The sequence below is a fragment of the Kitasatospora sp. NPDC002965 genome (assembly GCF_040611255.1).
In the GTDB taxonomy this organism is placed as follows: domain Bacteria; phylum Actinomycetota; class Actinomycetes; order Streptomycetales; family Streptomycetaceae; genus Kitasatospora.
The window spans coordinates 1-23,501 of the sequence record NZ_JBEXNT010000082.1 but is presented as its reverse complement, the minus strand read 5'-3'; the positions used below and the strand labels follow the sequence as shown (position 1 = coordinate 23,501).

Sequence of the window (23,501 nt, the reverse complement as noted above, 5' to 3'; positions counted from 1 at the left end):
GGACACGTGGACAGGGCCCCGGCGGAACGTTCCGCCGGGGCCCTGCCCTGTGTTCCGTGGTGGTCCGGACCGGTGCCGGGCGGGTCAGAGCGCGTGGGCGGTCCGGCGGCGCGGGGCGATCACCCGGCCGTCGGGCAGCAGTTCGCCGGTGTCCTCGAACAGCAGGACACCGTTGCAGAGCAGGCTCCAGCCCTGCTCCGGGTGGCACGCCACCGGGACGGCGGCCTCGCGGTCCTCGGACTCGGCCGACGGGCACTCAGGACGGTGCTGGCACATGCGTACCCTCGCTTCGCTCTGCGATCCTCCCCGAGACACGGTGCCGCCGGTCTGCCGTCGGGCGCTGCCGCGGTGGTCGGATTCTGTCCGGTGTCGGGCCAGGTGTGGACCGGCACTCAAGTGGGTAGGACAGGAGGTCCCTCCACGCTGGTTCCCAGTGTCGGCATCCGGGGACGCGCGCGCAGCGATTTCGTGACATGCGCCACAACCAACGGGTAGAGATCACCCGTTCAGGTGGCGGCGGACCGTGACCGGTGCCGGGTGGGCCATCCGGTGACGGGCCCGGACGGGCCATGCCGCATGGCCCACCCGGGTGTTCGCCGGGAGGGGCGAGGGGTGGGCGTGGCCGAGCTCCGGACCGGAGCACCCGGCCGGGGCGCGGGGCCGGACACCGGGCGGGTCCCGGGTCGGGTCCGGGTGGCGGCTCGCGGCGCCGGGTCGTCGGGTTGTCGGGCCTCGGGTCGGGTGCCCCGCTCTCAGGGGGAGCCGAGCAGCAGCGGCCGCCCGATCGGCGTACGGGCCAGGACCGGCAGGAGCTCGGCAGCCGGGTAGGTGCGGTGCGCGGTGACACCGAGCGGAGCCGGCGCCAGCGGGATCAGCAGGTCCGAGCCGGTGTCGCCGTCCGGGCCGTGCAGCCACAGGGCCGTCGCGTACTGGCCGGGGAAGGTCAGCAGCCTGGGCTGCCGGCGGGCCCGGGAGGACTGGGCGAGCTGCCAGGCCTGGCGCAGCGCCCGGACCGTCGAGTCCAGGTAGGGGCCGGCGGTGAAGTGCGAGAACGTGTGGCCCTCGGACCCCTGCACCACCTCGGCCGCGGCGGCCACGTCGGCGCCGTCCTTGATCAGGAAGCGCCACCCCGTCCGCCGGGCGGCGGCGAGATCGGCGCGAGGCCCGTCCAGGACGTGGACGGCGAGCGGATGGGCGGGGAGCAGTGCGCCGGTCGGATGACGGAGCGCGGCGGCGGCGGGCTGGCGCAGCGCGGTCTCGGAGTCGAGTGCGGCGAGGACGGCGCGGAGCGCGCTGGGCGGGGGCTGGGGAGTCTGCAGAGTCATGGCAAAGTCGCCTCTCCGTGCGAGATCGGCGTGCGAGTGCGGCATACCGGCATGGCCCGGTGCGTCGGCGGTGACGGAACCTGGGCCTTGTCCGGTTGGGCAGGATCGCGGTGCCGGCGAGGCCCCCGCCGTCGACGGTGGTCTCGGGGCGAAAGCGGGCCGGGCCGTGGGGCAGTGCGAATTCTACTCGAACAGGTGCGCAGGGTGACCTGTTTATCACAGGCGGTGGCGTCGGGCAAGTCGGCAGATTAGCTGAAACGGCATCAGTTTCCTTGCATTGCAAGCCAATCGAAGCCATCGGGTATCGATCTTCGGGGTGGGCATGATGCTTGCACGGTCGCTCGGCCGGGCGGCTCTGGAGGAGGGGACCATGGGCGAGAAGGTCGTGGCGACGCGGGCGGACCTGTCGGACCGGCAGCTCTACCGGCGCAAGCTGCAGTCCAGCCTCGACGTGTTCGGCCGGATGCTGCGCGAGGACCGCTTCGAGCGACCACGGGCCGTGATGGGCCTGGAGATCGAGCTCAACCTGGCCGACGAGCAGGGCCTGCCGGTGATGAACAACGCGCAGGTGCTCACCGCGATCGGGTCCAGCGACTTCCAGACCGAGCTCGGCCGGTTCAACATCGAGGTCAACATCGCGCCGCACCGGCTCTGCGGGCACGTCTTCGAGGACCTGCGCGAGGAGATCGACACCGGCTTGCGCTACGCCGACCGGCGGGCGAGCGAGGCCGGGGCGCGGATCGTGATGGTCGGCATCCTGCCGACCCTGGAGCACGACCACACCGGGCTGGACGCGATGTCCCACAACCAGCGGTACAGCCTGCTCAGCGACCAGATCCTGGCCGCCCGGGGCGAGGACATCACGCTGGACATCGAGGGCGTCGAGCGCCTCCAGCTGGAGTCCATCACCATGGTCGCGGAGGCCGCCGCCACGTCGCTCCAGCTGCACCTGCAGGTGACCCCCGAGCGGTTCTCCTCGGTCTGGAACGCCGCGCAGGCGATCTGCGGTCCGCAGCTCGCGCTCGGTGCCAACTCGCCCTTCCTGTTCGGCCGGGAGCTGTGGCGCGAGACCCGGCCGGTCCTGTTCCAGCAGGCCTGTGACACCCGTTCGGCGGAGCTCAAGGCCCAGGGCGTGCGCCCGATCACCTGGTTCGGCGAGCGCTGGGTGGACTCGGCGTACGACCTCTTCGAGGAGAACCTGCGGTACTTCCCGGCGCTGCTGCCGATCTGTGACGACGAGGACCCGGTGAAGGTGCTCGGCTCCGGAGGGGTCCCCCGGCTCGCCGAGATGCGGCTGCACAACGGCACCATCTACCGCTGGAACCGACCGGTGTACGACGTCAGCGGCGGGGTGCCGCACCTGCGGGTGGAGAACCGCGCGCTGCCGGCCGGGCCGACCGTCGCCGACACGCTCGCCAACGCGGCGTTCTACTACGGCGTGGTCCGGGTGCTGGCCGAGCAGGCGCGGCCGATCTGGACCAGGCTGCCGTTCGACCGGGCCGACGAGAACTTCCGGCAGGCGGCGCGGTACGGCGTCGACGCGGTGTTCCAGTGGCCGCGGCACGGCCGGGCCGGGCGCGGCGGCGGCCTGACCGCGGTGCCCGCCGTCGACCTCGTGCTGGGCGAGCTGCTGCCGATGGCGCACCAGGGACTCGACGCCTGGGGCGTGGAGCCGGCCGACCGGGACCGCTACCTCGGCATCATCGAGCAGCGCTGCCTGCGCCGGACCAACGGCGCCTCCTGGCAGAGCGCGACGTTCCACCGGCTGCGCGAGCAGTACGGGATGGACCGGCCGGCCGCCCTGGCGGCGATGACCCGCCGGTACATGGAGTACTCGCGCGGCGGCGAGCCCGTGCACACCTGGCCCGTGGGATAGGCGCGTCGCGGGGATCGGTCCGGACGAAGGTCCGGACGAAGCCGTCGCGGCCCCGGGCCGATCCGCCCCGCACACCCCACCGGCACGCTGTGGAAGGATGACCGCTCCGGCGGTCGGCCGACGGCCGGAGCGACGCCCGTCCGCCGTCCGCGCTGGAGCACCACGTGACCACCGTCCCGACCGAACCGCAGACCGCGAAGCCCACCCGCCGGCTGCTCGGCGCGGAGCTGCTGATCGTTCTCGGCCTGTCCCTCGGGGCCAGCGGCATCGGCGCGCTGATCAGCTTCGCGGGCTCGCTCACCGAACCGCTCAACCTGGGCCGGCAGGTCGCCACGCTGAACGGCTCACGGGCCCCCGGCCGGCCCTGGCTCGACCTGCTCTGGCAGCTCTACTACGTCGGACGCGGGCTGATGCCGGTCGTGCTGGTCGGCTACCTGCTGGTCCGCGAGGGCGTGGCGCTGCGGGTGCTCGGCTTCGACCTCGGGCAGAAGCTGCGCGACCTCGGCCGGGGTGCGGCGGTCGCGGCGGCGATCGGTGGTTCGGGACTGGCGCTGTACCTCGCCTCCCAGGCCGCCGGCTACAACCTCACGGTCGCGCCGTCCGGGCTGCCGGACGTGTGGTGGCGGATTCCGGTGCTGCTCGCCTCCGCCTGGCAGAACGCGATCCTGGAGGAGGTCGTCGTCCTCGGCTACCTGCTACGCCGGCTGGGGCAGCTGGGCTGGTCGTGGCCGGCCGCGGTGGTGGCGAGTTCACTGCTGCGCGGCTCGTACCACCTGTACCAGGGGGTCGGGGGGCTGGTCGGCAACATCGTGATGGGCGTCGTGTTCTGCCTGCTCTACCGGCGGTGGGGGCGGGTGATGCCCCTGGTCGTGGCGCACGCGCTGATCGACACGGTGGCCTTCGTCGGGTACGCGCTGCTGGCCGGGCACGTGAGCTGGCTGCCGACCGGGTGAGGCCCGTCGCGTGCGGCCGGGCGGGGCAAGGGCGGCCCGGGCGGGTGGGCGCGGTGGGCGCGGTGGGCCGGGAGGTCAACCGGCCTCGGGCCGGGCGGTGGGTCGGGTGGTGCGCAGGCGCAGGGTGGCGGGACGCGGCGGCCGGGCCAGCAGCCGGTCCACGTGCCGGCGTTCGAGGCCCCGGCCCGGATCGATCGGCAGCAACACGCGGTCGCGGCGCCAGAGCGCGCTGCGGACCAGCCGGCCGGGGATGGCGTCGTCGACCCAGGCGAACGGCCGCCCGGCCGCGTAGCGCAGCAGCGGTGCCCACTTGCGGGCGGAGAACAGCTCCATCAACGGGACGCGCGGGTCGCCGGGCTGGGGCGTGTAGCCGGTGAACCGGACCAGCGGCAGCTCCGGCAGGCCGATCGCCGGGGCGATGTGGGCGTTGGCGTGCTCCTCCCAGGTGGTGGCCCAGACGAGTTCGTAGCCGGCGGCCAGTTCGCGCAGCCACGTGCCGTGCCGGGGGGAGAGCAGCACGGTGTAGCCGAGCATGGTGTGCGCGTCGAAGTCGGTCTCCGGTCCGGGGCAGACCGGGTTGAGCACTCCGTCGACGTCCAGGAACAGCAGTGGCTTCGGCATCGGGCGCCCCCCAGGTCTCACTCGTCGTCACCTGGTCGGACGAGCCGGGCCCTCCGGTGGTTGCCCACCGGAGGGCGCATCCGGGGGCGCACGGGGCGCGTCAGAGGGTGGGAGCGGTTGCCGTGCGCGGTGTGCCCTGGGCGGCGGCGTCGGCGGCGGTGGGGCCGGCGGCCGGGCGTCTGGTGAGCCGGCGGACCTGCGGCTCCAGCAGGACGACCGCGCTGAGGAGGAAGGAGAGCGCGGCACAGGCCCAGAGCGCGCCGGAGAGGCCGAGCAACCCGGCGGCGGGTCCGGCCAGCGCGGTGCCGAGCGGCGCCAGCGAGAGCGAGCCGAACTCGTCGTACGCGGCGACCCGGGAGAACGCCTCGGGCGGGATCTCCTGCTGGAGCGCGATCATCCAGTTGACGCCGAAGACGGTGACCCCGACGCCGGACAGGAACATCGACGCGGCCAGGACCGGCAGCGGGGCGGACACCGCCAGCGCCAGGGCGGGCACCCCGAAGAGGAAGACGCCCCAGTTGCCGACCAGCAGGATCCTTCGCGGCTGCCAGCGCGCCATCAGCACGCCGGTGGCGACCAGGCCGACGCCGTAGGCCGCCATCGCGAGCCCCCAGTCGCGGGCCCCGCCGAGCCGTTCCTTCGCGACGATGGGCCCGTACACCGCCTCGACCGCGCTGATGCAGGCCACCAGGACCGAGAACTGGAGCACGATCACCCAGAGCCAGCGGCGGGAGGCGAACTCCTGCCACCCCTCGCGCAGGTCCCGCAGCATGCCGCCGCCCGCGGCCGCCGCCACGGGCGGCACCGTCTCCAGCAGGAACCGCAGCGCCGCGGCGACCAGGAAGCAGCCGGCGTCCAGGGCGAGCACCCAGCCGGGGCCCACCGCGGCGGTCAGCGCGCCGCCGAGCGCCGCGCCGCCGATCTGGGCGGCGTTGAGGCCCATCCGGTACACCGAGAAGGCGCGGGCGGCGTGCTCCGGGGCGACGCTCTCCAGCACCATGCCCCCGGCGGCGGGGGCGTAGAACGCGTACCCGGCGCCACCGGCGGCGGAGAGCAGCATCAGCTGCCAGAGCGGCGCCCCGCCGGCCAGTACGACCGCGGCGAGGGCGGCCTGTGCTGCCGCGCTGAAGAGGTTGGCGCCGACCATGACGTGGTGGCGCGGCAACCGGTCGGCGAGGGCGCCGCCGAGCACCAGCAGCAGGACGGTGGGCAGCAGCCGGGCCGCGGTGACGTAGCCGACCTCGGTGGTGGAACCGCCGGCCTCCAGGACCGCGAAGGCGGTGGCGATCGGGGCACCGGCGTTGCCGAGGCCGCCGATCACGGTGGCTGCGGTCTGGATCCGGAAGTTGCGGCTCGCCCAGGCGAACCGGGGCCGGGGCACGGGGGAGGGTGGGCTCTGCACCCGGCGACTATGCCGGGGGAGCGGTCAGCTGTCCAGCGAGTTTCGCCCCTTACCGAACCGCTCAGCCGAGGTGGCCCCAGAGGAAGCTGACGGTGCGGAGCCAGGCCGTCCGGGCCTGCAGCGGGTCGTAGGTGCCGAGCAGGTCCTCCTCGTTCATGAAGGCGTGGCCGGCCGGGTAGAAGTGAATCTCCGGACGGACGTCGGTGGCCTCCCCGATCCGGATCGCGGCCTCGTCGACGGCCTTCATCGGGACGGACCGGTCGTGTTCGCCGAAGTGGCCGAGGACGTGCGCGGTCAGGCCGCGGTACTCGAACTCCCGGTCGGGCGGCAGGCCGTAGAACGGCACCGCGGCGGCCACCCGGTCGCCCTCGGCGGCGGCCAGCAGGAGGGCGAAGCCGCCGCCCATGCAGAAGCCGACCACCCCGACCGCGTCGCCGACCACGCCCTCCAGACCGAGCAGGTGGCCGACCGCGCCGCGCAGGTCCTGGACGGCCTGCTCGACCGGCAGCTCGCGTTCGAGCCGCGCCGCCTCGGTGCGGTCGTGGGTGGTGTCGCCGCCGAACAGGTCCGGCGCCAGGACGGTGAAGCCCTCGGCGGCGAACCGGTCCGCGACCCCGGCCAGGTACGGGGTCAGCCCCCACCACTCCTGGACCAGCACCAGGCCGGGGCCGAGGCCCTGCGGCGGGCGGGCCAGGTACCCGTGGGCCTCACGGCCGCCGCTCGGGAAGACGGTGTTCTGCCGGGAGCCGCGCTGGTCGGGCATGGCTTCCTCTCGGGGACGGGCCGCGCGCGGCGGCATGGACGTCGGAGCTCAGCCCATCTCCTCCAGGGAGCGCCCCTTGGTCTCCTTGATGCAGAAGGCCACGAACGGGATGGAGAGCAGGGCGAAGACCGCGTAGATGACGTACGTCGCCGACAGGTTCCAGTCGGCGAGGTCGGGGAAGCTGACGGTGATCGCCCAGTTGGCGATCCACTGGGCGGACGCGGCGACGGACAGGGCGAGCGCGCGGATCCGGTTCGGGAACATCTCGCCGAGCAGCACCCAGACCACCACGCCCCAGGAGAAGGCGAAGCAGAACACGAAGACGTGGGCGGCGACCAGCGCGACCGTGGCGTGGGCGTCGTCCAGGGTGGCGGCGTCGCCGGTGCCGTGCCGGTAGGAGAACGCCCAGGCGGCGGTGGCCAGCGCGGCGGCCATGCCGGCCGACCCGGCCAGGGCGAGGGGCTTGCGGCCGATCCGGTCCACCAGGGCCATCGCGATCACCGTGCCGATGACGTTGACGATCGACGTGGAGAGGCTGATCAGCAGCGAGTTGGACTCGTTGATGCCGACCGACTGCCAGAGGAAGGAGGAGTAGTAGAAGATCACGTTGATGCCGACGAACTGCTGGAAGACCGAGGCACCGATGCCGACCCAGACGATCGGCAGCAGGCCGAACCGGCCGCCCAGCAGGTCCTTGAGCCGCGGCTTGTGGCTGGACTCCAGGACTCCGCGGATCTCCGCCACCCGGGCGTCCAGGTCGACGCCCTCGCCCTCGACCTCCAGCAGCACCTTGCGGGCCTGCGCCTCCCGCCGGTCGGCGATCAGGTAGCGCGGGGACTCCGGGATGGCCAGCGCCATCAGCCCGTAGACGATGGCCGGGATCGCCTCCACGCCGAGCATCCACTGCCAGGCCTGGACGCCGCCCAGGTGGCCGGTGGACTCGCCCCCGGCCGCCTGGTTGAGCGCCCAGTTGGCGAGCTGGGAGACGGTGATGCCGAGCACGATCGCCATCTGCTGGAAGGAGGCCAGCCGGCCGCGGTAGGCGGTCGGGGCGACCTCGGCGATGTAGGTCGGCGCGATGACCGAGGCGATGCCGATCGCCACGCCTCCGACCACCCGCCAGGTGGCCAGCACCTCGATGCTCGGCGGGAACATCGAGCCGACGCCGCTGATCGCGAACAGGACGGCGGCCAGCAGCATGGTGCGGACCCGGCCGAGGTGGTCGGCCAGCCGCCCGGCGGCCACCGCGCCGGCGGCCGAGCCGAGCAGGGCGATGGCCACCACGAAGGCGGTCTCTCCGTTGCCCACGTCGAAGTGCTTCTGGATGCCCGTCACCGCGCCGTTGATCACCGCGCTGTCGTAGCCGAACAGGAAACCGCCCATCGCGGCGGCGGCGGAGATGAAGACGACGTGTCCGAGGTGGGCCTCACCGGAGGCCGGATGGGTATGGGTTCTGGACACGTGCGCTCCCCGGGATGGACGGCCCGCCCCACGACCGAGCGGGCAGGATTCGTGTCACATTCGACCAGCGGAGGGCGGGTTCCGCCCGAATACGGGCTGATCGGGTGACTTGGCGTCAGCCCGGATACCCCGGGACCCGGGTTCCATGCGGGTACCGGGGTGACCGGGGTGCGGGTGTGGTGGGGGAGCCGGGGCGACCGGTCGGCCGGGCGCTCCGCGGTCGGCGCGCGCTACGGGCGGGGGGCCCGCCGGGCGTTGCGGCGCAGCAACTGCGTGCGGGTGCCCGCGTCCAGGCCGAGGCCGCGCGCGGCGAGCCGGTCGGCGAGCGCGTACTGCTCGGCCGGCGGCTTCTTGTCGTCGAACTTGAACTTGGCGCGGACCTCGCGGACCGTCAGCCGCAGCCCGCGCAGGCCCGGGAGGAGCCGGCCGAACTCGCCCTCGCCGGGGACCACCCGGGTCTGCGGGGTCTCGGGCTGGAAGTGCGCCAGCTGGCGGTTGAGGATCTCCGCCTTGCCGGCCGCGTCCTCGACGATCTCGGCGGTGGCGTGGAAGTGGACCGAGGCGTAGTAGCTGGTCGGCGTGCCGGGCTCGCCGCGCCAGTGGCCGGGCGCGAAGGCGTAGTCGTCGGTCACCGCGAGGGTGACCTCCGGGTCGTCCCGGACGGCGGCCAGCAGGGGGTTGGGCGCGGCGAGGTGGAGCAGGATCTCGCCGTGCCCGGCGTCCAGCAGGAAGTGGGTGGGGACGAGGACGGGACCCCGGCCCGGTCCGCCGTTGGCGGCGAGCAGGCCGAAGTCGCGCCCCTCGGCGAGCCAGGCCTGCCACTCGGCCTCGTCGCCGCGGTCCCAGGACCGGATCAGCATCGGTGCGCCCCCGTCAGGCCGTCAGGTCGCGGACGTTGGCGGGGAGCGGCACGGTGGTGGAGGCGTCCGGCTCGGGTGTGCCGTAGCCGCTGGTGACCGGGACGACGCCGGCCCAGTGCGGCAGGTCGAGGTCCTCGGCGTCGTCGTCGGCGAGGTCGGCGCGGGTCTTGGCGGAGACCTCGTCGAGGTCGAGGCGGATCACGGCGGTGGCGGCGAGCTCCTTGGCGTTGGCCGGGCGGACCTCGGCGGAGCGGCCGGGGACGACCTGGTCGACCAGGGCGTCGAGCGCGGTCGTCAGCTCCTCGGGATCGGTGACCTGGTGGGCGGTGCCGTGGGCGACCACCGAGCGGAAGTTGATCGAGTGGTTGAACGCCGACTTGGTCAGCACCAGGGCGTCGACCAGGGTGACGGTGACGCAGACCGGCAGGCCCTGGTCACCCCGGGCCCCGCGCAGCGGCCGGCTGCCGGTGGAGCCGTGCACGTAGAGTCGGTCGCCGACCCGCGCGTGGATGGTGGGCAGCACGACCGGGGCGCCGTCGGCGACGAACCCGAGGTGGCAGAGGTAGGTGGCGTCGAGGATGGCGTGGATCGCCTCCCGCTCCCAGGTGGCGCGGTCCTTGTAGCGGGTGGGAGTGGTGCGCGGGGTGCGCGGGTAGGACGCTTCGCCGTCCGGCCTGGTCGACATGACAACCTCTATGTACTAGTGCATAATCTGTTTTGTGCTAGGAGACTATCGGATCACCGGTCGGCGTGCCAGCGAAATCGCGGCCGACGTCGAGCAGGGCGTCAGCAGCGGCCGACTGGCCCCCGGCACGGCGCTGCCCCCCTTGCGCGACCTCGCGACCGAACTCGGCGTCAACCCCAACACCGTGGCCGCCGCCTACCGGCTGCTCCGCGACCGCGGCGTGATCGAGACCGCCGGCCGCAAGGGCAGCCGGATCCGCCCCCGGCCGCCCCACACCCCCCGCGACCAGCTCCGGCTGCCCGTCCCGCCGAACGCCCGCGACCTCTCCAACGGCAACCCCGACCCGGCGTTGCTGCCCGACCTCACCCCCGCCCTCGCCGCCGCCGCCGAGGCCGCCCGGCGCGCCCCCGTGCGCTACGGGGGGTCGGCCGCCGACGCCGGCCTGCTCGCGCTGGCGGGCGCGGGCTTCGCCGCCGACGGCCTGCCGGCCGGGCCGATCGCCGTCGCCTCCGGCTCGCTCGACACCATCGAGCGGATCCTGGCCACCCGGCTGCGCCCCGGCGACGCCGTGGCCGTCGAGGACCCGGGCTGGGGGAGCCTGCTGGACCTGCTGCCGGCGCTGGGCCTGCGGGCCGCGCCGGTCCGGCTGGACGACGCGGGTCCGCTGCCCGGTGCGCTGGCCGAGGCGCTGGCCGGCGGGGCCCGGGCGGTCGTCGTGACCAGCCGGGCGCAGAACCCCACCGGAGCGGTGCTCACCGCCGGCCGGGCCGAGGAGCTGCGGGCGGTGCTGGCCGGCCATCCGGACGTGCTGCTGATCGAGGACGACCACGGTCACGGCATCGTCGACCAGCCCTACCACCCGCTGGCCGGGGCCGGTCCGACGCACTGGGCGGTGGTCCGCTCGGCGGCCAAGGCCTACGGGCCGGACCTGCGGCTCTCGGTCGCCGTCGGGGACGAGGACACCATCGGTCGCGTGCTCGGGAGGCAGCGGCTCGGGGCCGGCTGGGTCAGTCATCTGCTCCAGTGCACGGTGGCCGAGCTGTGGCGCACCGACGCGGCGCCGGCCGGGCGGGTCGCCGCCGCGTACCGGGCGCGCCGGGACGCGCTGATCGGCGACCTGGCCGCGCGCGGGATCGCGGCGCACGGGGCGAGCGGGCTCAACGTCTGGGTGCCGGTGCCGGACGAGACCACCGTGCTGGCCTCCCTGGTGCAGCGGGGCTGGGTCGTGGCACCCGGCGCGCGGTACCGGCTGCAGTCCCCGCCCGGGCTGCGGATCACCGTCGCGGAGCTGGACCCCGCTGAGGCGCGGCGTCTGGCCGATGACCTGGCCGGCGTCCTCGGAACGGGCGGCGCCGTTTCGCGACTGAGCTGAACCGGTCGGTAACCCGGCGAGAAATCCGGTGCAGATACCTAGCGGTAACAAGCGCGAGCATGTCATCTTCATCGCGCCACCGGCCGGCGGCCCACCCTCACCTCCGTGTCTCCCCGACCCCACTGTGCGGGCGAGACCGACCGCAGGAGTTCCGCCGTGCCCGAGAACCGTTCGAGCATCATCCGCAGGACCACCTCCTGGAGCGGGCGGCTGCTCACCGCAGCCGTCGCACTCCCGCTGGCCACCGCGCTGACCACCGCGCCGGCGGTCGCCGCCCCGGCGTCCCTCGCCGGCGCGGTTCTCGCCGGGCAGACCGCCAGCGTCACCCTCGGCGACAGCTACATCTCCGGCGAGGCCGGCCGATGGAAGGGCAACTCCGTTGCCTCCGGCGGCAGTCGGTCCGGAACCGACCGGGCCTGGAGCGGCGGCGCGGCCGACCCGGCCAGGATCTACGGCGCCACCTACACGAGCGGGTGCGACCGCTCGGACGTGGCCGAGGTGCGCAGCGCACCGACCGTGGCCCAGGTCCAGATCAACCTGGCCTGTTCGGGTGCCGTCGCCGAGAACGTCTTCCGTGCCGCCGCCGGCGGCCGGTCCTTCAAGGGCGAGGCCCCGCAGGCCGACCAGCTCGCCGCCGTGGCGAAGCAGTACAGCGTCAAGCTGGTCACGCTGTCGATCGGGGGCAACGACCTCGGCTTCGCCGACGTGATCGAGACCTGCGTCGCCGACTACCTCGTCTGGTACTCCTACTGCCACGACGACCAGCAGGGCGAGGTCGACGCCCGGATGCCGGCGGCGATGGCCGGGGTCGGCAAGGCGGTGGACGAGATCCGCACCGTGATGGCGGCTGCCGGGTACGGGAGCGGCGACTACCGGATCGTGCTCCAGTCCTACCCGTCGCCGATCCCGCGGGCCGCCGAGATCCGTTACCCGGAGAGCGGCTGGAGCCGGTCGGACACCGGCGGCTGTCCGCTCTGGAACGGCGACGCGGACTGGGCACGGGACTCGCTGGTGCCGCAGATCTCCCGCTCGCTGGCCGGGGTCGCGGCGGCCAAGGGCGTGCAGTTCCTGGACCTGGCCGACACGCTGCAGGGGCGCGAGGTCTGCTCGAAGGCGACCCGGCAGGCCACCTCGACCAGTGCGCCCTCCGCCACCACCAGTGAGTGGGCGAGGTTCCTGGACGGCGGGCTCAACACCTCCCAGGGCACCCTCCAGGAGTCCCTGCACCCCAACTACTACGGGCAGTTGGCTCTCGGGCGGTGCCTGACCCTGCTGTTCGCCAGGCCGGGCGGCAACTGGGCCTGCCGCAACACGGCGGGGCAGGACGCCGGCGGGATGTACCTGACCGCGAAGTAGCGTGCGGTGAAAGGCCGGTGCCCCTCCCGCGACGGCCGTCGCGGGAGGGGCACCGGCGCCGGCCGGACCGCGCGGACGCGGCCGGGCGGTCAGCCCTTGGCGAGCAGCGCCTGGGCGTGCGCCTTCACCTGATCCTTCGTCAGGTAGGCGTCGGTGTACTCGAAGTCGCGCAACCGGGCGGGCTGGCGGGCCAGGAACCCGGTGCGGACGAAGTCGTCACCGGCGGTCGCGTTGAGCAGCCAGTTCGCTCCGACCCGGAACTTGGCGGCATTGGTGCGCATCGCCATCAGGTGGTACCCGCGTGCCACCACCTGGGCAGGCACCCCGCGCAGTTCCACGCCGATCGGCTTCGACACGGCGTCCTTGCCGCCGAGGTCCACGACCAGGCCCAGGTCCTTGTGGTAATAGGGCTCCAGCGGCTGGTGGCGGAGGGCGGCGATCACGTTGCCGGCCACCGCCCGGCCCTGACGGGCCGAGTGCTGGGCGGTCGGCGGGCAGACCGCACCGTCGCCCTTGGCGAGGTCGGGCACGGCGGCCGCGTCGCCGAGTGCGAAGACTCCCTCGAACTGCGGCACCCGCATCTCCGCGGTCACCGCGATCCGGCCCCGCACCGTCTCCGCGTCGAGGGTGCCGATCAGCGGGCTGGCCGCGACGCCCGCCGTCCAGATCAGGGTCCGGCAGGGCAGCACCCGGCCGTCGGTGAACTTGACCGACTCGGCGCCGACCTCGGCCACCGAGACGCCCAGCGAGACCTCGATGCCGCGCCCGCGCAGGACCTCCAGGGCGGCGATGCCGAGCGCGTCGCCGAGTTCGGGCATCAGCTTCGGGGCGATGTCGATCAGGTGCCACTTGATCTGCCGGGCGTCCAGCCGCGGGTAGCGGAGGGCCGCCGCCGTGGTGAGCCGTTGCAGACAGGCGGCGGTCTCGGTGCCGGCGTAGCCGCCGCCGACCACCACGAACTGGAGCCGGGACTCGCGCTCGCGCTGGTCCAGCGTGGCGGAGGCGAGGTCGAGTTGGGCGATCACGTGGTCCCGGACGTACGTCGCCTCGGCGAGCGTCTTCATCCCGCGCGCGTAGTCGGTCAGGCCGGGGATGTCGAAGGTGCGGGTGACGCTGCCGGGGGCGAGGACCAGGTAGTCGTACTTCAGCGCCACCACCTCGTCGGTGATCTTGCGGACCACGCAGACCTTGGACCCGGGATCGACGCCGATCGCGCCGCCGGGGACGATGTGCGTCCGGCGCAGCGTCCGGCGCAACGAGACGGCCACCGACTGCGGGGTGAGCACGCCGGCCGCCACGTGCGGCAGCAGGGGCAGGTACAGCTGGTAGCTGAATGGTGTGACCAGTGAGATCTCCGCCTCCGAGGGAGCGAGCTTGCGCTCCAGACGGCGCGCGCACTCCAGCCCGGCGAAGCCGCCGCCCACGATCAGGATCCGGGGTCGTTCCATCGTGCGTCCCTCACAGTGCATGTCGTTCAGTCACGGTGTCGTTCAGTCACGGTGCGGGCCGAATCGGTGCCGGTCGAATCGGCGCAGTTCACAGCGGTGCAGGCCACGGCAGTACAGGTGCCGGTGGTGCAGGTGGTGCCGGGCAGGCGTCTACCCCGCTACTGTCCGCCACACTCGCACGGAGCAGCACGGGCTGCCACCGGGACGACCCGGGCGGGCGAGCATGCCGAGCGACACCCGCCCCGTGCATATGCCGGATAGGCTGTCGGCCGTGCTCCCCGAGGTGACGGCGGTCCGTTATGTGACGCCACTGCGAGAAGGCGGCTCGATGCCGGGCCTGGTCGAGGCCGACGACCGGCGGCTCTACGCGCTGAAGTGGGTCGGTGCCGCGCAGGGCCGCAAGGCGCTGGTCGCGGAGGTGCTGGCCGGGGAACTCGGTCGGCGGCTCGGCCTGCCGGTGCCCGAACTGGTCACCGTCGACCTGGACCCGGTGCTGGCGCGCAGCGAGCCGGACCCGCAGATCCAGGATCAGATGAGGGCCAGCGGCGGGGTCAACCTGGGCATGGCCTTCGTCAGCGGTGCGCTCAACTTCGACCCGGTCTGCTTCGAGGTGGACTCCGGACTGGCCGGTCAGGTGCTCTGGTTCGACGCGCTGATCGGCAACGTCGACCGCTCCTGGCGCAATCCCAACCTGCTGGTCGCCACCGGCGGGCTGCGGCTGATCGACCACGGCGCCAGCCTGATCTTCCACCACCACTGGCCCGGCGCCGCTGCCTGGATCCGCCGGGCGTACGACGCCTCCGACCACGCGCTGCTGCGCGCCGAGCCCGACCTGCTCGCGGCCGACAAGGTGCTCGCCCCGCTGGCGGAGTCGGCGATCGGGGAGGCGGTGGCGCGGATCCCCGACGTCTGGCTGGTGGACGAGCCGGGGTTCGACTCGCCCGAGGCGGTGCGCGCCGCGTACCGCGCCCAGCTGACCGAGCGACTGGCCGGTCCGCGGGACTGGCTGCCGGAGGTGTCCGCATGACCGGCCCGATCCGGTCGGCGCTGCCGGCCGTCGCCGAACTGCACGACTACGAGTACGCGGTGATCCGGGCGGTGCCCCGGGTGGAGCGCGGCGAGTGCGTCAACGTCGGCGTGCTGCTGTACTGCCGGCAGAGCGCCCACCTGGCGGCGCGGACGCACCTGGACCAGGCGCGGCTGCTGGCGCTGGACCCGGTGGTCGACGTCGCCGGGGTGCGGCGGGCGCTGCACGGGATCGAGGTGGTCTGCCAGGGCGGGCCGCAGGCCGGTCCGGCGGCGGCGGACAGCCCGGGTCAGCGGTTCCGCTGGCTGACCGCGCCGCGCAGCGCGGTGGTCCAGCCGGGGCCGGTGCACACCGGGCTGACCGCCGACCCGGAGGCCGAGCTGCGGCGGCTCTTCGACCAGCTGGTGCTCTGACCGGGCGGCCCGCGCTCCGGGCGGCAGATCTTTGCCGTGCTCAAAGCTTGAGTTACTGAAGCACTCGGTCGTACCCTGACCTCATGGGTTCGACAGCGACGACGACCGTACCGACCAACGGCGAGCTGATGGAGGCACTGGCCGCCGTCGGCGCCGCGTACTTCCAGGACTTCGCGGCCGCCGCGTCCCGGCACGGTCTCTCCTCCTCGCAGGCCAAGGCGCTCGGCGCCGTCCAGGAGCCGGTGCCGATGCGCGCGCTGGCCGGCCGCCTCGGCTGTGACGCCTCCAACGTGACCGGGATCGTCGACCGTCTGGAGTCGCTGGGCCTGGCCCACCGCGAGGCGGCGGCCGGGGACCGGCGGGTCAAGATCGTCGTCATCACGGAGCAGGGCCGGGAGATCCTGGGGCTGATCCGGGGCGAGATGATCCGGACCCACCAGGCCATCGGGACCATGACCGACGAGCAGCGGGTGGCGCTGCACTCGGTCTGCGTCCAGGTGCTCCCGGTGCTCAGCGGCCGGACGGCTCCCTGAGGCCTCCGCGATTCCCTGGGGCCCTCCGCGACTCCCGGGCGCGCCCGGCGCGACCGCTGCGCCCGTTTCCGTCGGCCCCCGGCCCGGGCCGCTCGCTCCGGCCCGTTCGGCCCGTCCGCCGTGGCCGCCGGACCGGCGCGGTTCCGGCTGACCTCGGCTGTTAGGCTTGCGAAGCGTGAGCGCGAAGCCCCAGATCCCCAATGTCCTGGCCTCCCGGTACGCCTCGGCGACCCTGGCCCAGCTCTGGTCCCCCGAGCACAAGGTGGTGCTTGAGCGCCACCTCTGGCTTGCCGTCCTGAAGGCCCAGCAGGACCTCGGCGTCGAGGTGCCGGCCACGGCCGTCGCCGACTACGAGCGAGTGATCGACCAGGTCGACCTCGCGTCGATCGCCGCCCGCGAGCGGATCACCCGGCACGACGTGAAGGCCCGCATCGAGGAGTTCAGCGAGCTCGCCGGCCACGAGCAGATCCACAAGGGGATGACCTCCCGCGATCTGACCGAGAACGTCGAGCAGCTGCAGATCCGGCAGTCGCTGGAGCACGTGCGCGACCGCGCCGTGGCCGTCCTGGTCCGGCTGGGCCGTCTCTCCGCCCAGCACGCCGAGCTGGTCATGGCCGGCCGCTCGCACAACGTGGCCGCGCAGGCCACCACCCTGGGCAAGCGCTTCGCGACCGTCGCCGACGAGCTGCTGGTCGCCTTCCGCCGCCTGGAGGAGCTGATCGCCCGGTACCCGCTGCGCGGGATCAAGGGCCCGGTCGGCACCGCCCAGGACATGCTCGACCTGCTCGACGGCGACACCGACAAGCTCTCCGAGCTGGAGCGCCGGGTCGCCGCGCACCTCGGCTTCGACAACGTGCTCACCAGCGTCGGCCAGGTCTACCCGCGTTCGCTGGACTTCGAGGTGCTGACCGCCCTCGTCCAGCTGTCGGCCGCGCCGTCCAGCCTGGCCAAGACGATCCGCCTGATGGCCGGCCACGAGCTGGTCACCGAGGGGTTCAAGGAGGGCCAGGTCGGCTCCTCCGCGATGCCGCACAAGATGAACACCCGCTCCTGCGAGCGCGTCAACGGCCTGGCCGTCATCCTGCGCGGCTACGCGTCGATGACCGCCGAGCTGGCCGGCGACCAGTGGAACGAGGGCGACGTCTCCTGCTCCGTGGTCCGCCGGGTCGCGCTGCCGGACGCCTTCTTCGCGTTCGACGGTCTGCTGGAGACCTTCCTGACCGTCCTCGACGAGTTCGGCGCCTTCCCCGCCGTGATCGAGGCCGAGCTGGACCGCTACCTGCCGTTCCTGGCCACCACCAAGGTGCTGATGGGCGCGGTCCGCGCGGGCGTCGGCCGGGAGGCCGGCCACGAGGTCATCAAGGAGCACGCCGTCGCCTCCGCGCTCGCGATGCGCGCCGGCGCCCGGGAGAACGAGCTGCTGGACCGCCTCGCGAACGACGAGCGGATCCCGCTGGACCGGGCCGCGCTGGACGCGCTGCTGGGTGACCGGCTCTCCTTCACCGGCGCCGCCGGTGCCCAGGTCGCCGAGGTCGTCCGGCAGATCGAGGCGGTCGCGGCCGCCCACCCCGAGGCCGCCAAGTACGCTCCGGGCGACATCCTCTGACGTTTCGTCAGGCTGGTCCGGCGTCTCGTCAGGCGTCCGGCCGGGGCCTCGTCACCGTACCGGTGGCGGGGCCTTCGCCGTGCTCGGACGCCTCCGGCGCGTGGCCCGGATCCAGTGGCGGTGCGCCGGTGGCGCAGGCGTACCGGCAGTCCGGCTCGGCCACCGGGTGATCCTCCGGCGCCAGGACGTTGCCGTGCACGGTGACCAGCGCGGTCAGCCCGCCGGCCACCAGCAGCCCGGCGCAGATCAGCATCGCGGTGCGGAACGCCGCGTCCACCGAGGCCGGCACCTGGTAGGCGTCGCCGCTCAGCCCGGCCAACGACGGCAGGGCGGCGACCGCGAGCAGGCCGGCGGCCCGGGCGGCGGCGTTGTTCACGCCGCTGGCGATCCCCGCGTGCCGTACCTCCACCGCCGCCAGCACCGTCGCGGTCAGCGGCGCGACCAGCAGCACCATCCCGCAGCCCATCACCGTGACGGCCGGCAGCACGTCCGTCCAGTACGAGGCGTCGGGTCCGATCCGCAGCATCAGCAGCACGCCGGCGGCGCAGAGCAGCGGGCCGACGGTGAGCGGCAGCCGGGGCCCGATCCGCTTGCCCAGCCGGCCGGCCCGCGCGGAGAGCGCCAGCATCAGCACGGTGATCGGCACCAGGGCCACCCCGGAGACCAGGGGGGAGAAGCCGGAGACGATCTGGAGCTGCACGACGAGCAGGAAGAAGACCCCGCTGAACGCCGCGTAGACGGCGAGGGTGACCAGGTTCACCGCCGTGAACAGGCGTGACGAGAAGAGTCCGAGCGGCAGCATCGGCTCCGGCGTGCGGCGCTCGACCAGCACGAAGGCCACGCCCAGCAGCAGCCCGGCCGCCCCGGTGAGCCAGACCCCGGGGGAGAGGCCCTCCCCGGCGGCGGTCAGCGCGTAGGTGAAGGTCCCCAGGGCCACTGCGGCCAGCACCGCGCCGAGGACGTCGAACCGGCCGGTCGAGGACTCGTCCCGGCTCTCCGGCACGTGTCGGGCGGTCACCGCGACGACCAGCACGGCCAGCGGGACGTTCAGGAGGAAGATCCACCGCCAGCCCGGCCCGTCCACCAGCCAGCCGCCGAGGAACGGTCCGACCGCCGCCGACACCCCGCCGAGGCCGGACCAGAGGCCGACCGCGGCGGAGCGGTCCTCGGGGTGGAAGACCGCCTGGAGCATCGCCAGTGATCCCGGGGTGAGCAGGGCCCCGCCGACGCCCTGCACCGCGCGGGCGGCGACCAGCACCTCGATGGTGGGCGCGGCCGCGCAGGCCGCGGAGGCGACGGCGAACCAGACCACGCCGAGCAGGAAGATCCGGCGTCGGCCGTACCGGTCCCCGAGCGCGCCGCCGAGCAGGATCAGCCCGGCCAGGGTGAGCAGGTAGGCGTTGAGCGTCCACTGCAGGGCAGCGAGCGGGGCGTCGAGATCGGTCCCGATCCTGGGCAGCGCGACGTTCACGACGGTCCCGTCGAGCATCGCCAGGCTGGAGCCGAGCACCGTCGCCAGAAGTACCCAGCGACCCTGCGCGGTGCCCAACCGCAGGATGCCGGCCTCGGAGGTGGCCACGGCATGATCGTCCGCCCCGGGGGCCGACGTGACAAGGGTCACCGGGGGCGTGTCGGCGGATGGCTTTCCGTGAGTGATCGTGTGCGGACCGGTCCGGAAATCGGCGGAGGGTCGTGGATCAGTGGCACGCCGTGAATCGATTGTGTGCGTACTGTGCAGCCGATCATTCGGAGCGTGACGGCGGTCCGGTGTTTTGTTGCGAGTTCAAGAGATCGACATTGCTTCACTCGGACGGATGAGTTTTAGTTCAGCGACCGCCCGGCGTCAGCCCGGGTGGCCACCGGGTGGAACGCCTAGTCCTGCCGCTGCCCGGTGGTACGCAACGAACTCTGTTCGGCAGGAGCGGGGGACCCAAAGGTAAGTCGCCGGACCGGAATTCGCGGTCCGGCTTGGGGTGAAGCCGCCTAGATGCGGCCGGGCAACTCCAGCCCGAACCCGACAGCTCACCTCGTAGGCGTCGGAGAGGACATCAGCCATGGCCGCACAGGCTCGTCGTATCGCCCTGCCCCGCGCCGTCCGCATCGGTATCGCCACCGCCGTCACCGGCGCCGCCTTCGCCCTCCCGCTGGTCACCGCGGTGAGCGCCCAGGCCCACGAGGCTCCGGCCGCCAAGCCCCACCAGACCAGCACCTGGAACGGCGCCACCAGCGTCGACGCCGCCCCGGCCGCCGCTCCGGCCGCCGAGACCGCCCCGGCCGCCGCGGCCGAGGAGACCTACAAGGTCGCCGGCGGGGACACCCTGTCGAAGATCGCCGACGCGAAGAACGTCCAGGGCGGCTGGGAGGCCCTGTACGAGCGCAACCGCTCGGTCGTCGGCGCCAACCCGAACCTGATCTACCCGGGCCAGCAGCTCGCCCTCGGCGGCAAGGCCGTCGAGGCCGCCAAGCCGGCCGCGCCCGCCGCCAAGCCGCAGGTCTCGCAGGACTCGGTGAAGCCGGCCGCCAAGCCCGCCGCCCCGGCCGCGAAGCCCGCCGCCCCGGCCGTCAAGCCGGTCGCGCCCGCCGCCAAGCCCGCGCCGGTCCAGGCCGCGAAGCCCGCCGCCCCGGCGCCGGCTCCCGTGGTCGCCTCCTCCGGCTACGTCGCCCCGCTGGCCGGTACCAAGCTCGGTACCGCCTACGGTGTCGCCGGTTCCATGTGGTCCTCCGGCCACCACACCGGTGTCGACTTCTCCGCTGCCACCGGCACCCCGCTGCGCGCCATCGCGGCCGGCACCGTGGTGAAGGCCGGCAACGGCGGCGCCTACGGCAACGAGGTCGAGATCAAGCTCGCCGACGGCAAGTACGCCCAGTACGCGCACCTGTCCTCGATCGCGGTGAAGGTCGGTCAGACCGTCACCGCCGGCCAGCAGATCGGCCTCTCCGGTGCGACCGGCAACGTGACCGGCCCGCACCTGCACTTCGAGATCCGCACCGGCTCGGAGTACGGCTCGGACATCGACCCGATCGCCTACCTGCGGGCGCACGGCGTCTCGATCTGATCGAGCACCAGAACCACCGCTGGGTGCGGGGTGAACGACCTCCCGGAATGGTCATGTCGGGTGACCGCTTGACCGGGTGATCGCCGCACCACCAGTGGATCCACGGGCGCGGGACACGCCCGTCGGGCCGGCCCGGTTCGCGAGACCTCCTCTCGCGAACCGGGCCGGCCTCTGTCGTTTCCGCCCCCCCTGGGGGATCTTTCCGGCGTCTGGTCCGACCGGCCGGATTCCCGCCGAATTCAGGCCGAATCCTGAAGGGTTCCGGAAGGATTCCGGAAGGGGCTCGGTGAGAGTTCGGGAGGGGTTTCCGGGCGAACGGATCGTTCGGGTGCCGTCGGCGGCGCGGGGCGGTGGTGCCGGTCGGCCGGGTGCGCCGGAGTGTGCGGCCGCCGGGGACGCGCGGGTGGGCGCGGTCGACCCGGTGGACGCTCGCGGATTCTCCCGGCCGACCGGTTCCGCGGCATGGGTGACCGGCGGTGCGTGGCCGGCCGTCAACGGCCGGGCCGGGCGGGAGAGTCGGGCCGGGGGTGGGACGGGGGTCAGCGCCGGTGCGCGGGCTCGGCCTGCTGCGCGGCGGTCAGCAGCTGGTGCACGCGGTGGCCGAAGTCGTCGGCGTCGTGGGCCGGTTCGGGGAAGACCAGCCGGACGTCACGGTGGCCGTGCGCGTGGTCGAGGCGGAGCACCAGGCCGTACCGGTCGAGGGCGAGCGGCCGGACGTCGGGGTGGTCGACGAGCAGCTCCGGGTCGAGGAGGCGGGTGAGCACCGCGAGGGCGTCCGGGTGGTCGTCGGCGAGGTGGGTGAGCATGCCGGCCTCGTAGCGGGCGAGCGGGTCCGGGGTGGCGAGGGCGAGGTCGGCGCCGGTGAGGGCGCTGGTGCCGTACGGGGTGGAGAGGACGGCGTGGGCGACGTCCAGGCGGAGGTGGACGCTGAGGCCGTCGTCGGCGAGGTGTGCGAGGTGGAGGCGCCCGGCCAGGGTGAGGCGTCCGCGGACCCGGTCGCGGACGGCGACCGGCGCGATGTCGGTGAGGTCGAGGACGACGGGGAGTCCGTCCTGCTCGCGGACGGTCGCGAGGGTGAGCGGGGCGTCGAGCGGGGCGCGCAGGCGGAGCCTGGAGCCGTGGACCGAGACGGGGGTGGTGAGTTCGTGGTGCTCGCCGAAGGCGCGGACGACGACGGAGGAGGCTGCGCAGAGCAGGCTGCCGACCCGTTCGGCGGCGGTGGGCTCGGGGACCTCGGCGTCGATGGGGGTGGGGTTCATGGCAACCTCCGGCTAGTTAGGTGAGGCTAACCTAATGACTTGCGCTGCGTGAGGCAAGGTGACGCGGGCCGTCGCGTGCGGGGGGTGGCGGCGAGTTGCCGGAGGAGGAGCCGGGTGAGGCTGTCGTGGAAGGTGTTGCAGGCGGCCGTCTATATGCCGCGCTTGCAAGTATCCGGCGAGCGGTCGTATTGTCGACGCTGGTAGTTGCACGCGCAATGGTTTGGTGTGCGGCTGACCGGTACCCCTGCAACGCTCCGGAAAGCGGTCCCTCTCATGCCTCTCGCGCTCCTGGCGCTGGCGATCAGCGCCTTCGGCATCGGCACCACCGAGTTCGTGATCATGGGCCTGCTGCCCGAGGTCGCCGGCGACTTCTCGGTGTCCATCCCCACCGCCGGCCTGCTCATCTCCGGCTACGCGCTCGGCGTCGTCGTCGGCGGGCCGCTGCTCACCGTCCTCGGCACCCGCGTCCCCCGCAAGGGCATGCTGCTGATGCTGACCGGCCTGTTCATCGTCGGGAACCTGGTCTCCGCGATGGCCCCCGCCTTCGGGTTGCTGATGGCCGGGCGGATCCTCGCCGCCTTCGCGCACGGCGCGTTCTTCGGCATCGGTTCGGTGGTCGCCGCCGACCTGGTCGCCCCGCACAAGAGGGCCGGCGCCATCGCCCTCATGTTCACCGGGCTCACCGCCGCCAACGTGCTCGGCGTCCCGATGGGCACGCTGCTCGGCCAGCACTTCGGCTGGCGTTCCACCTTCTACGTGGTCGCCGCGCTCGGGGTGATCGGCTTCGCAGGCATCGCCGCGCTCGTCCCCGTCCAGTCCCGGCCGGAGGGGGCCCGGCTCGGCGCCGAGCTGGCCGTCTTCCGGACCCCGCAGATCTGGCTCGCGCTGACCATGACGGTGCTCGGCTGGGGCGGCATCTTCGCGATGTTCACCTACATCACGCCGATGATGACCGAGCTCGCCGGCTTCTCGCCGTCCGGCGTCACCTGGCTGCTCTTCCTCTTCGGGGTCGGCCTCTTCGTCGGCAACCTGCTCGGGGGCTGGTTCGCCGACCGCGCGCTGATGCGCAGCCTCTACGTGATCCTCGCGGTGCTCACGGTGCTGCTGTTCGCCTTCACCTTCGCCGCGCAGAGCCGGGTCGGCGCGATCGTGGCCATCCCGCTGATCGGGGTGTTCGGTTTCGCCACCGTCGCCCCGCTGCAGAAGCGGGTGATGGACCAGGCGGCGGGCGCGCCCACGCTCGCCTCGGCCGCGAACATCGCCGCGTTCAACCTGGGCAACGCGCTGGCCGCCTGGCTCGGTGGGCTGGTCATCTCGGCCGGGCTCGGCTACCAGGCGCCGAACTGGGTGGGCGGACTGATGGCCGCCGCGGCGCTCGGTGTGGCCGTGCCCACCAGTTCCTCCGCCGTGAGCCGCCGCCGGCCCGACACCGGCCGCAGCTCCGCGACCTCGACCCCATTCCTCGTGATGTGGAAGGTCTCCCCC

The 23,501-nt window shown here is 73.5% G+C and carries 21 protein-coding genes and 1 riboswitch; of the genes, 10 read left to right on the top strand and 11 right to left on the bottom strand.

The window, feature by feature from the left end:
- Window positions 1-84: 84 nt before the first annotated feature.
- On the bottom strand, window positions 85-276 hold the full coding sequence (locus tag ABZY91_RS27155; RefSeq protein ID WP_329877932.1) for a DUF5999 family protein: 192 nt from the start codon (window positions 274-276) through the stop codon (window positions 85-87).
- 476 nt (window positions 277-752) lie between these two features.
- Window positions 753-1,325 carry a hypothetical protein gene (locus ABZY91_RS27150; RefSeq protein ID WP_329877931.1) on the bottom strand — a complete coding sequence of 191 codons (573 nt, stop codon included), beginning with the start codon at window positions 1,323-1,325 and terminating at the stop codon, window positions 753-755.
- Window positions 1,326-1,695: 370 nt separating this feature from the next.
- Here ABZY91_RS27150 and ABZY91_RS27145 point away from each other — a divergent pair, with 370 nt between their 5' ends.
- Both ABZY91_RS27145 and ABZY91_RS27140 read left to right on the top strand, forming a co-directional pair.
- Entirely contained in the window at window positions 1,696-3,201 is a 1,506-nt protein-coding gene (locus ABZY91_RS27145) for a glutamate--cysteine ligase (RefSeq protein ID WP_329950161.1), read from the top strand.
- A 164-nt stretch (window positions 3,202-3,365) separates the two neighbouring features.
- Complete coding sequence (locus tag ABZY91_RS27140; RefSeq protein WP_329950152.1) at window positions 3,366-4,154, top strand: CPBP family intramembrane glutamic endopeptidase; 789 nt, start codon at window positions 3,366-3,368, stop codon at window positions 4,152-4,154.
- 75 nt (window positions 4,155-4,229) lie between these two features.
- Here ABZY91_RS27140 and ABZY91_RS27135 read toward each other — a convergent pair whose 3' ends face one another.
- The 6 genes from ABZY91_RS27135 to ABZY91_RS27110 all read right to left on the bottom strand — a co-directional run bounded on the left by ABZY91_RS27135 (window position 4,230) and on the right by ABZY91_RS27110 (window position 9,946).
- Window positions 4,230-4,775, bottom strand: a complete 546-nt coding sequence (locus ABZY91_RS27135) for an HAD domain-containing protein (protein WP_355405628.1) — start codon at window positions 4,773-4,775, stop codon at window positions 4,230-4,232.
- Between the two features lie 100 nt (window positions 4,776-4,875).
- Window positions 4,876-6,177: an MFS transporter gene (locus ABZY91_RS27130; protein ID WP_355405627.1), complete on the bottom strand. Its 1,302-nt coding sequence runs from the start codon at window positions 6,175-6,177 to the stop codon at window positions 4,876-4,878.
- A 61-nt stretch (window positions 6,178-6,238) separates the two neighbouring features.
- On the bottom strand, window positions 6,239-6,940 hold the full coding sequence (locus ABZY91_RS27125) for an alpha/beta fold hydrolase (RefSeq protein ID WP_355405626.1): 702 nt from the start codon (window positions 6,938-6,940) through the stop codon (window positions 6,239-6,241).
- Between the two features lie 48 nt (window positions 6,941-6,988).
- Window positions 6,989-8,401 carry a sugar porter family MFS transporter gene (locus ABZY91_RS27120; protein ID WP_355405625.1) on the bottom strand — a complete coding sequence of 471 codons (1,413 nt, stop codon included), beginning with the start codon at window positions 8,399-8,401 and terminating at the stop codon, window positions 6,989-6,991.
- Window positions 8,402-8,631: 230 nt separating this feature from the next.
- On the bottom strand, window positions 8,632-9,261 hold the full coding sequence (locus ABZY91_RS27115; protein ID WP_355405624.1) for an FMN-binding negative transcriptional regulator: 630 nt from the start codon (window positions 9,259-9,261) through the stop codon (window positions 8,632-8,634).
- A gap of 13 nt (window positions 9,262-9,274) precedes the next feature.
- Window positions 9,275-9,946 (bottom strand): pyridoxamine 5'-phosphate oxidase family protein, encoded by a 672-nt coding sequence (locus ABZY91_RS27110; RefSeq protein ID WP_329877915.1) that lies wholly within the window; start codon window positions 9,944-9,946, stop codon window positions 9,275-9,277.
- Window positions 9,947-9,980: 34 nt separating this feature from the next.
- Between ABZY91_RS27110 and ABZY91_RS27105 the strand changes: the two genes are divergently transcribed.
- On the top strand, window positions 9,981-11,318 hold the full coding sequence (locus ABZY91_RS27105; RefSeq protein WP_355405623.1) for an aminotransferase class I/II-fold pyridoxal phosphate-dependent enzyme: 1,338 nt from the start codon (window positions 9,981-9,983) through the stop codon (window positions 11,316-11,318).
- 156 nt (window positions 11,319-11,474) lie between these two features.
- The gene (locus tag ABZY91_RS27100; RefSeq protein ID WP_355405622.1) at window positions 11,475-12,674 is read left to right on the top strand and encodes a GDSL-type esterase/lipase family protein; all 1,200 of its coding nucleotides are present in this window, start codon (window positions 11,475-11,477) and stop codon (window positions 12,672-12,674) included.
- An 89-nt stretch (window positions 12,675-12,763) separates the two neighbouring features.
- Here ABZY91_RS27100 and ABZY91_RS27095 read toward each other — a convergent pair whose 3' ends face one another.
- Complete coding sequence (locus ABZY91_RS27095) at window positions 12,764-14,122, bottom strand: NAD(P)/FAD-dependent oxidoreductase (protein WP_329950145.1); 1,359 nt, start codon at window positions 14,120-14,122, stop codon at window positions 12,764-12,766.
- 271 nt (window positions 14,123-14,393) lie between these two features.
- Here ABZY91_RS27095 and ABZY91_RS27090 point away from each other — a divergent pair, with 271 nt between their 5' ends.
- From ABZY91_RS27090 to purB, 4 genes are all read left to right on the top strand, one after another.
- Window positions 14,394-15,149 (top strand): HipA family kinase, encoded by a 756-nt coding sequence (locus tag ABZY91_RS27090; protein ID WP_355405621.1) that lies wholly within the window; start codon window positions 14,394-14,396, stop codon window positions 15,147-15,149.
- Entirely contained in the window at window positions 15,146-15,562 is a 417-nt protein-coding gene (locus tag ABZY91_RS27085) for a DUF3037 domain-containing protein (protein ID WP_329877905.1), read from the top strand. The genes ABZY91_RS27090 and ABZY91_RS27085 overlap by 4 nt, the downstream gene beginning before the upstream one ends.
- Window positions 15,563-15,645: 83 nt before the next feature.
- Entirely contained in the window at window positions 15,646-16,095 is a 450-nt protein-coding gene (locus tag ABZY91_RS27080; RefSeq protein WP_355405620.1) for a MarR family transcriptional regulator, read from the top strand.
- 175 nt (window positions 16,096-16,270) lie between these two features.
- The gene (purB, locus tag ABZY91_RS27075; protein ID WP_329950143.1) at window positions 16,271-17,701 is read left to right on the top strand and encodes an adenylosuccinate lyase; all 1,431 of its coding nucleotides are present in this window, start codon (window positions 16,271-16,273) and stop codon (window positions 17,699-17,701) included.
- A gap of 28 nt (window positions 17,702-17,729) precedes the next feature.
- Here purB and ABZY91_RS27070 read toward each other — a convergent pair whose 3' ends face one another.
- Window positions 17,730-19,280, bottom strand: a complete 1,551-nt coding sequence (locus ABZY91_RS27070) for an MFS transporter (RefSeq protein ID WP_355405619.1) — start codon at window positions 19,278-19,280, stop codon at window positions 17,730-17,732.
- A gap of 310 nt (window positions 19,281-19,590) precedes the next feature.
- Window positions 19,591-19,752, top strand: a riboswitch (cyclic di-AMP (ydaO/yuaA leader).
- A 3-nt stretch (window positions 19,753-19,755) separates the two neighbouring features.
- Here ABZY91_RS27070 and ABZY91_RS27065 point away from each other — a divergent pair.
- The gene (locus ABZY91_RS27065; protein WP_355405618.1) at window positions 19,756-20,757 is read left to right on the top strand and encodes a LysM peptidoglycan-binding domain-containing M23 family metallopeptidase; all 1,002 of its coding nucleotides are present in this window, start codon (window positions 19,756-19,758) and stop codon (window positions 20,755-20,757) included.
- Between the two features lie 539 nt (window positions 20,758-21,296).
- On the opposite strand, the gene ABZY91_RS27060 is transcribed toward ABZY91_RS27065, so the two are convergent.
- Window positions 21,297-22,016 (bottom strand): DUF2470 domain-containing protein, encoded by a 720-nt coding sequence (locus ABZY91_RS27060; RefSeq protein WP_329877895.1) that lies wholly within the window; start codon window positions 22,014-22,016, stop codon window positions 21,297-21,299.
- A gap of 273 nt (window positions 22,017-22,289) precedes the next feature.
- Here ABZY91_RS27060 and ABZY91_RS27055 point away from each other — a divergent pair.
- The coding region (locus ABZY91_RS27055; protein ID WP_355405617.1) for an MFS transporter at window positions 22,290-23,501 on the top strand (1,212 nt) is incomplete at its 3' end.

Bases quoted from the DNA above. Each gene is read 5' to 3' on its own strand.
- ABZY91_RS27060 (WP_329877895.1), bottom strand. From the start codon at position 22,016: ATGAACCCCACCCCCATCGACGCCGAGGTCCCCGAGCCCACCGCCGCC.
- ABZY91_RS27065 (WP_355405618.1), top strand. From the start codon at position 19,756: ATGGCCGCACAGGCTCGTCGTATCGCCCTGCCCCGCGCCGTCCGCATC.
- ABZY91_RS27135 (WP_355405628.1), bottom strand. From the start codon at position 4,775: ATGCCGAAGCCACTGCTGTTCCTGGACGTCGACGGAGTGCTCAACCCG.
- ABZY91_RS27155 (WP_329877932.1), bottom strand. From the start codon at position 276: ATGTGCCAGCACCGTCCTGAGTGCCCGTCGGCCGAGTCCGAGGACCGC.
- ABZY91_RS27085 (WP_329877905.1), top strand. From the start codon at position 15,146: ATGACCGGCCCGATCCGGTCGGCGCTGCCGGCCGTCGCCGAACTGCAC.
- ABZY91_RS27125 (WP_355405626.1), bottom strand. From the start codon at position 6,940: ATGCCCGACCAGCGCGGCTCCCGGCAGAACACCGTCTTCCCGAGCGGC.
- ABZY91_RS27150 (WP_329877931.1), bottom strand. From the start codon at position 1,325: ATGACTCTGCAGACTCCCCAGCCCCCGCCCAGCGCGCTCCGCGCCGTC.
- ABZY91_RS27095 (WP_329950145.1), bottom strand. From the start codon at position 14,122: ATGGAACGACCCCGGATCCTGATCGTGGGCGGCGGCTTCGCCGGGCTG.
- ABZY91_RS27080 (WP_355405620.1), top strand. From the start codon at position 15,646: ATGGGTTCGACAGCGACGACGACCGTACCGACCAACGGCGAGCTGATG.
- ABZY91_RS27115 (WP_355405624.1), bottom strand. From the start codon at position 9,261: ATGCTGATCCGGTCCTGGGACCGCGGCGACGAGGCCGAGTGGCAGGCC.
- ABZY91_RS27145 (WP_329950161.1), top strand. From the start codon at position 1,696: ATGGGCGAGAAGGTCGTGGCGACGCGGGCGGACCTGTCGGACCGGCAG.
- ABZY91_RS27110 (WP_329877915.1), bottom strand. From the start codon at position 9,946: ATGTCGACCAGGCCGGACGGCGAAGCGTCCTACCCGCGCACCCCGCGC.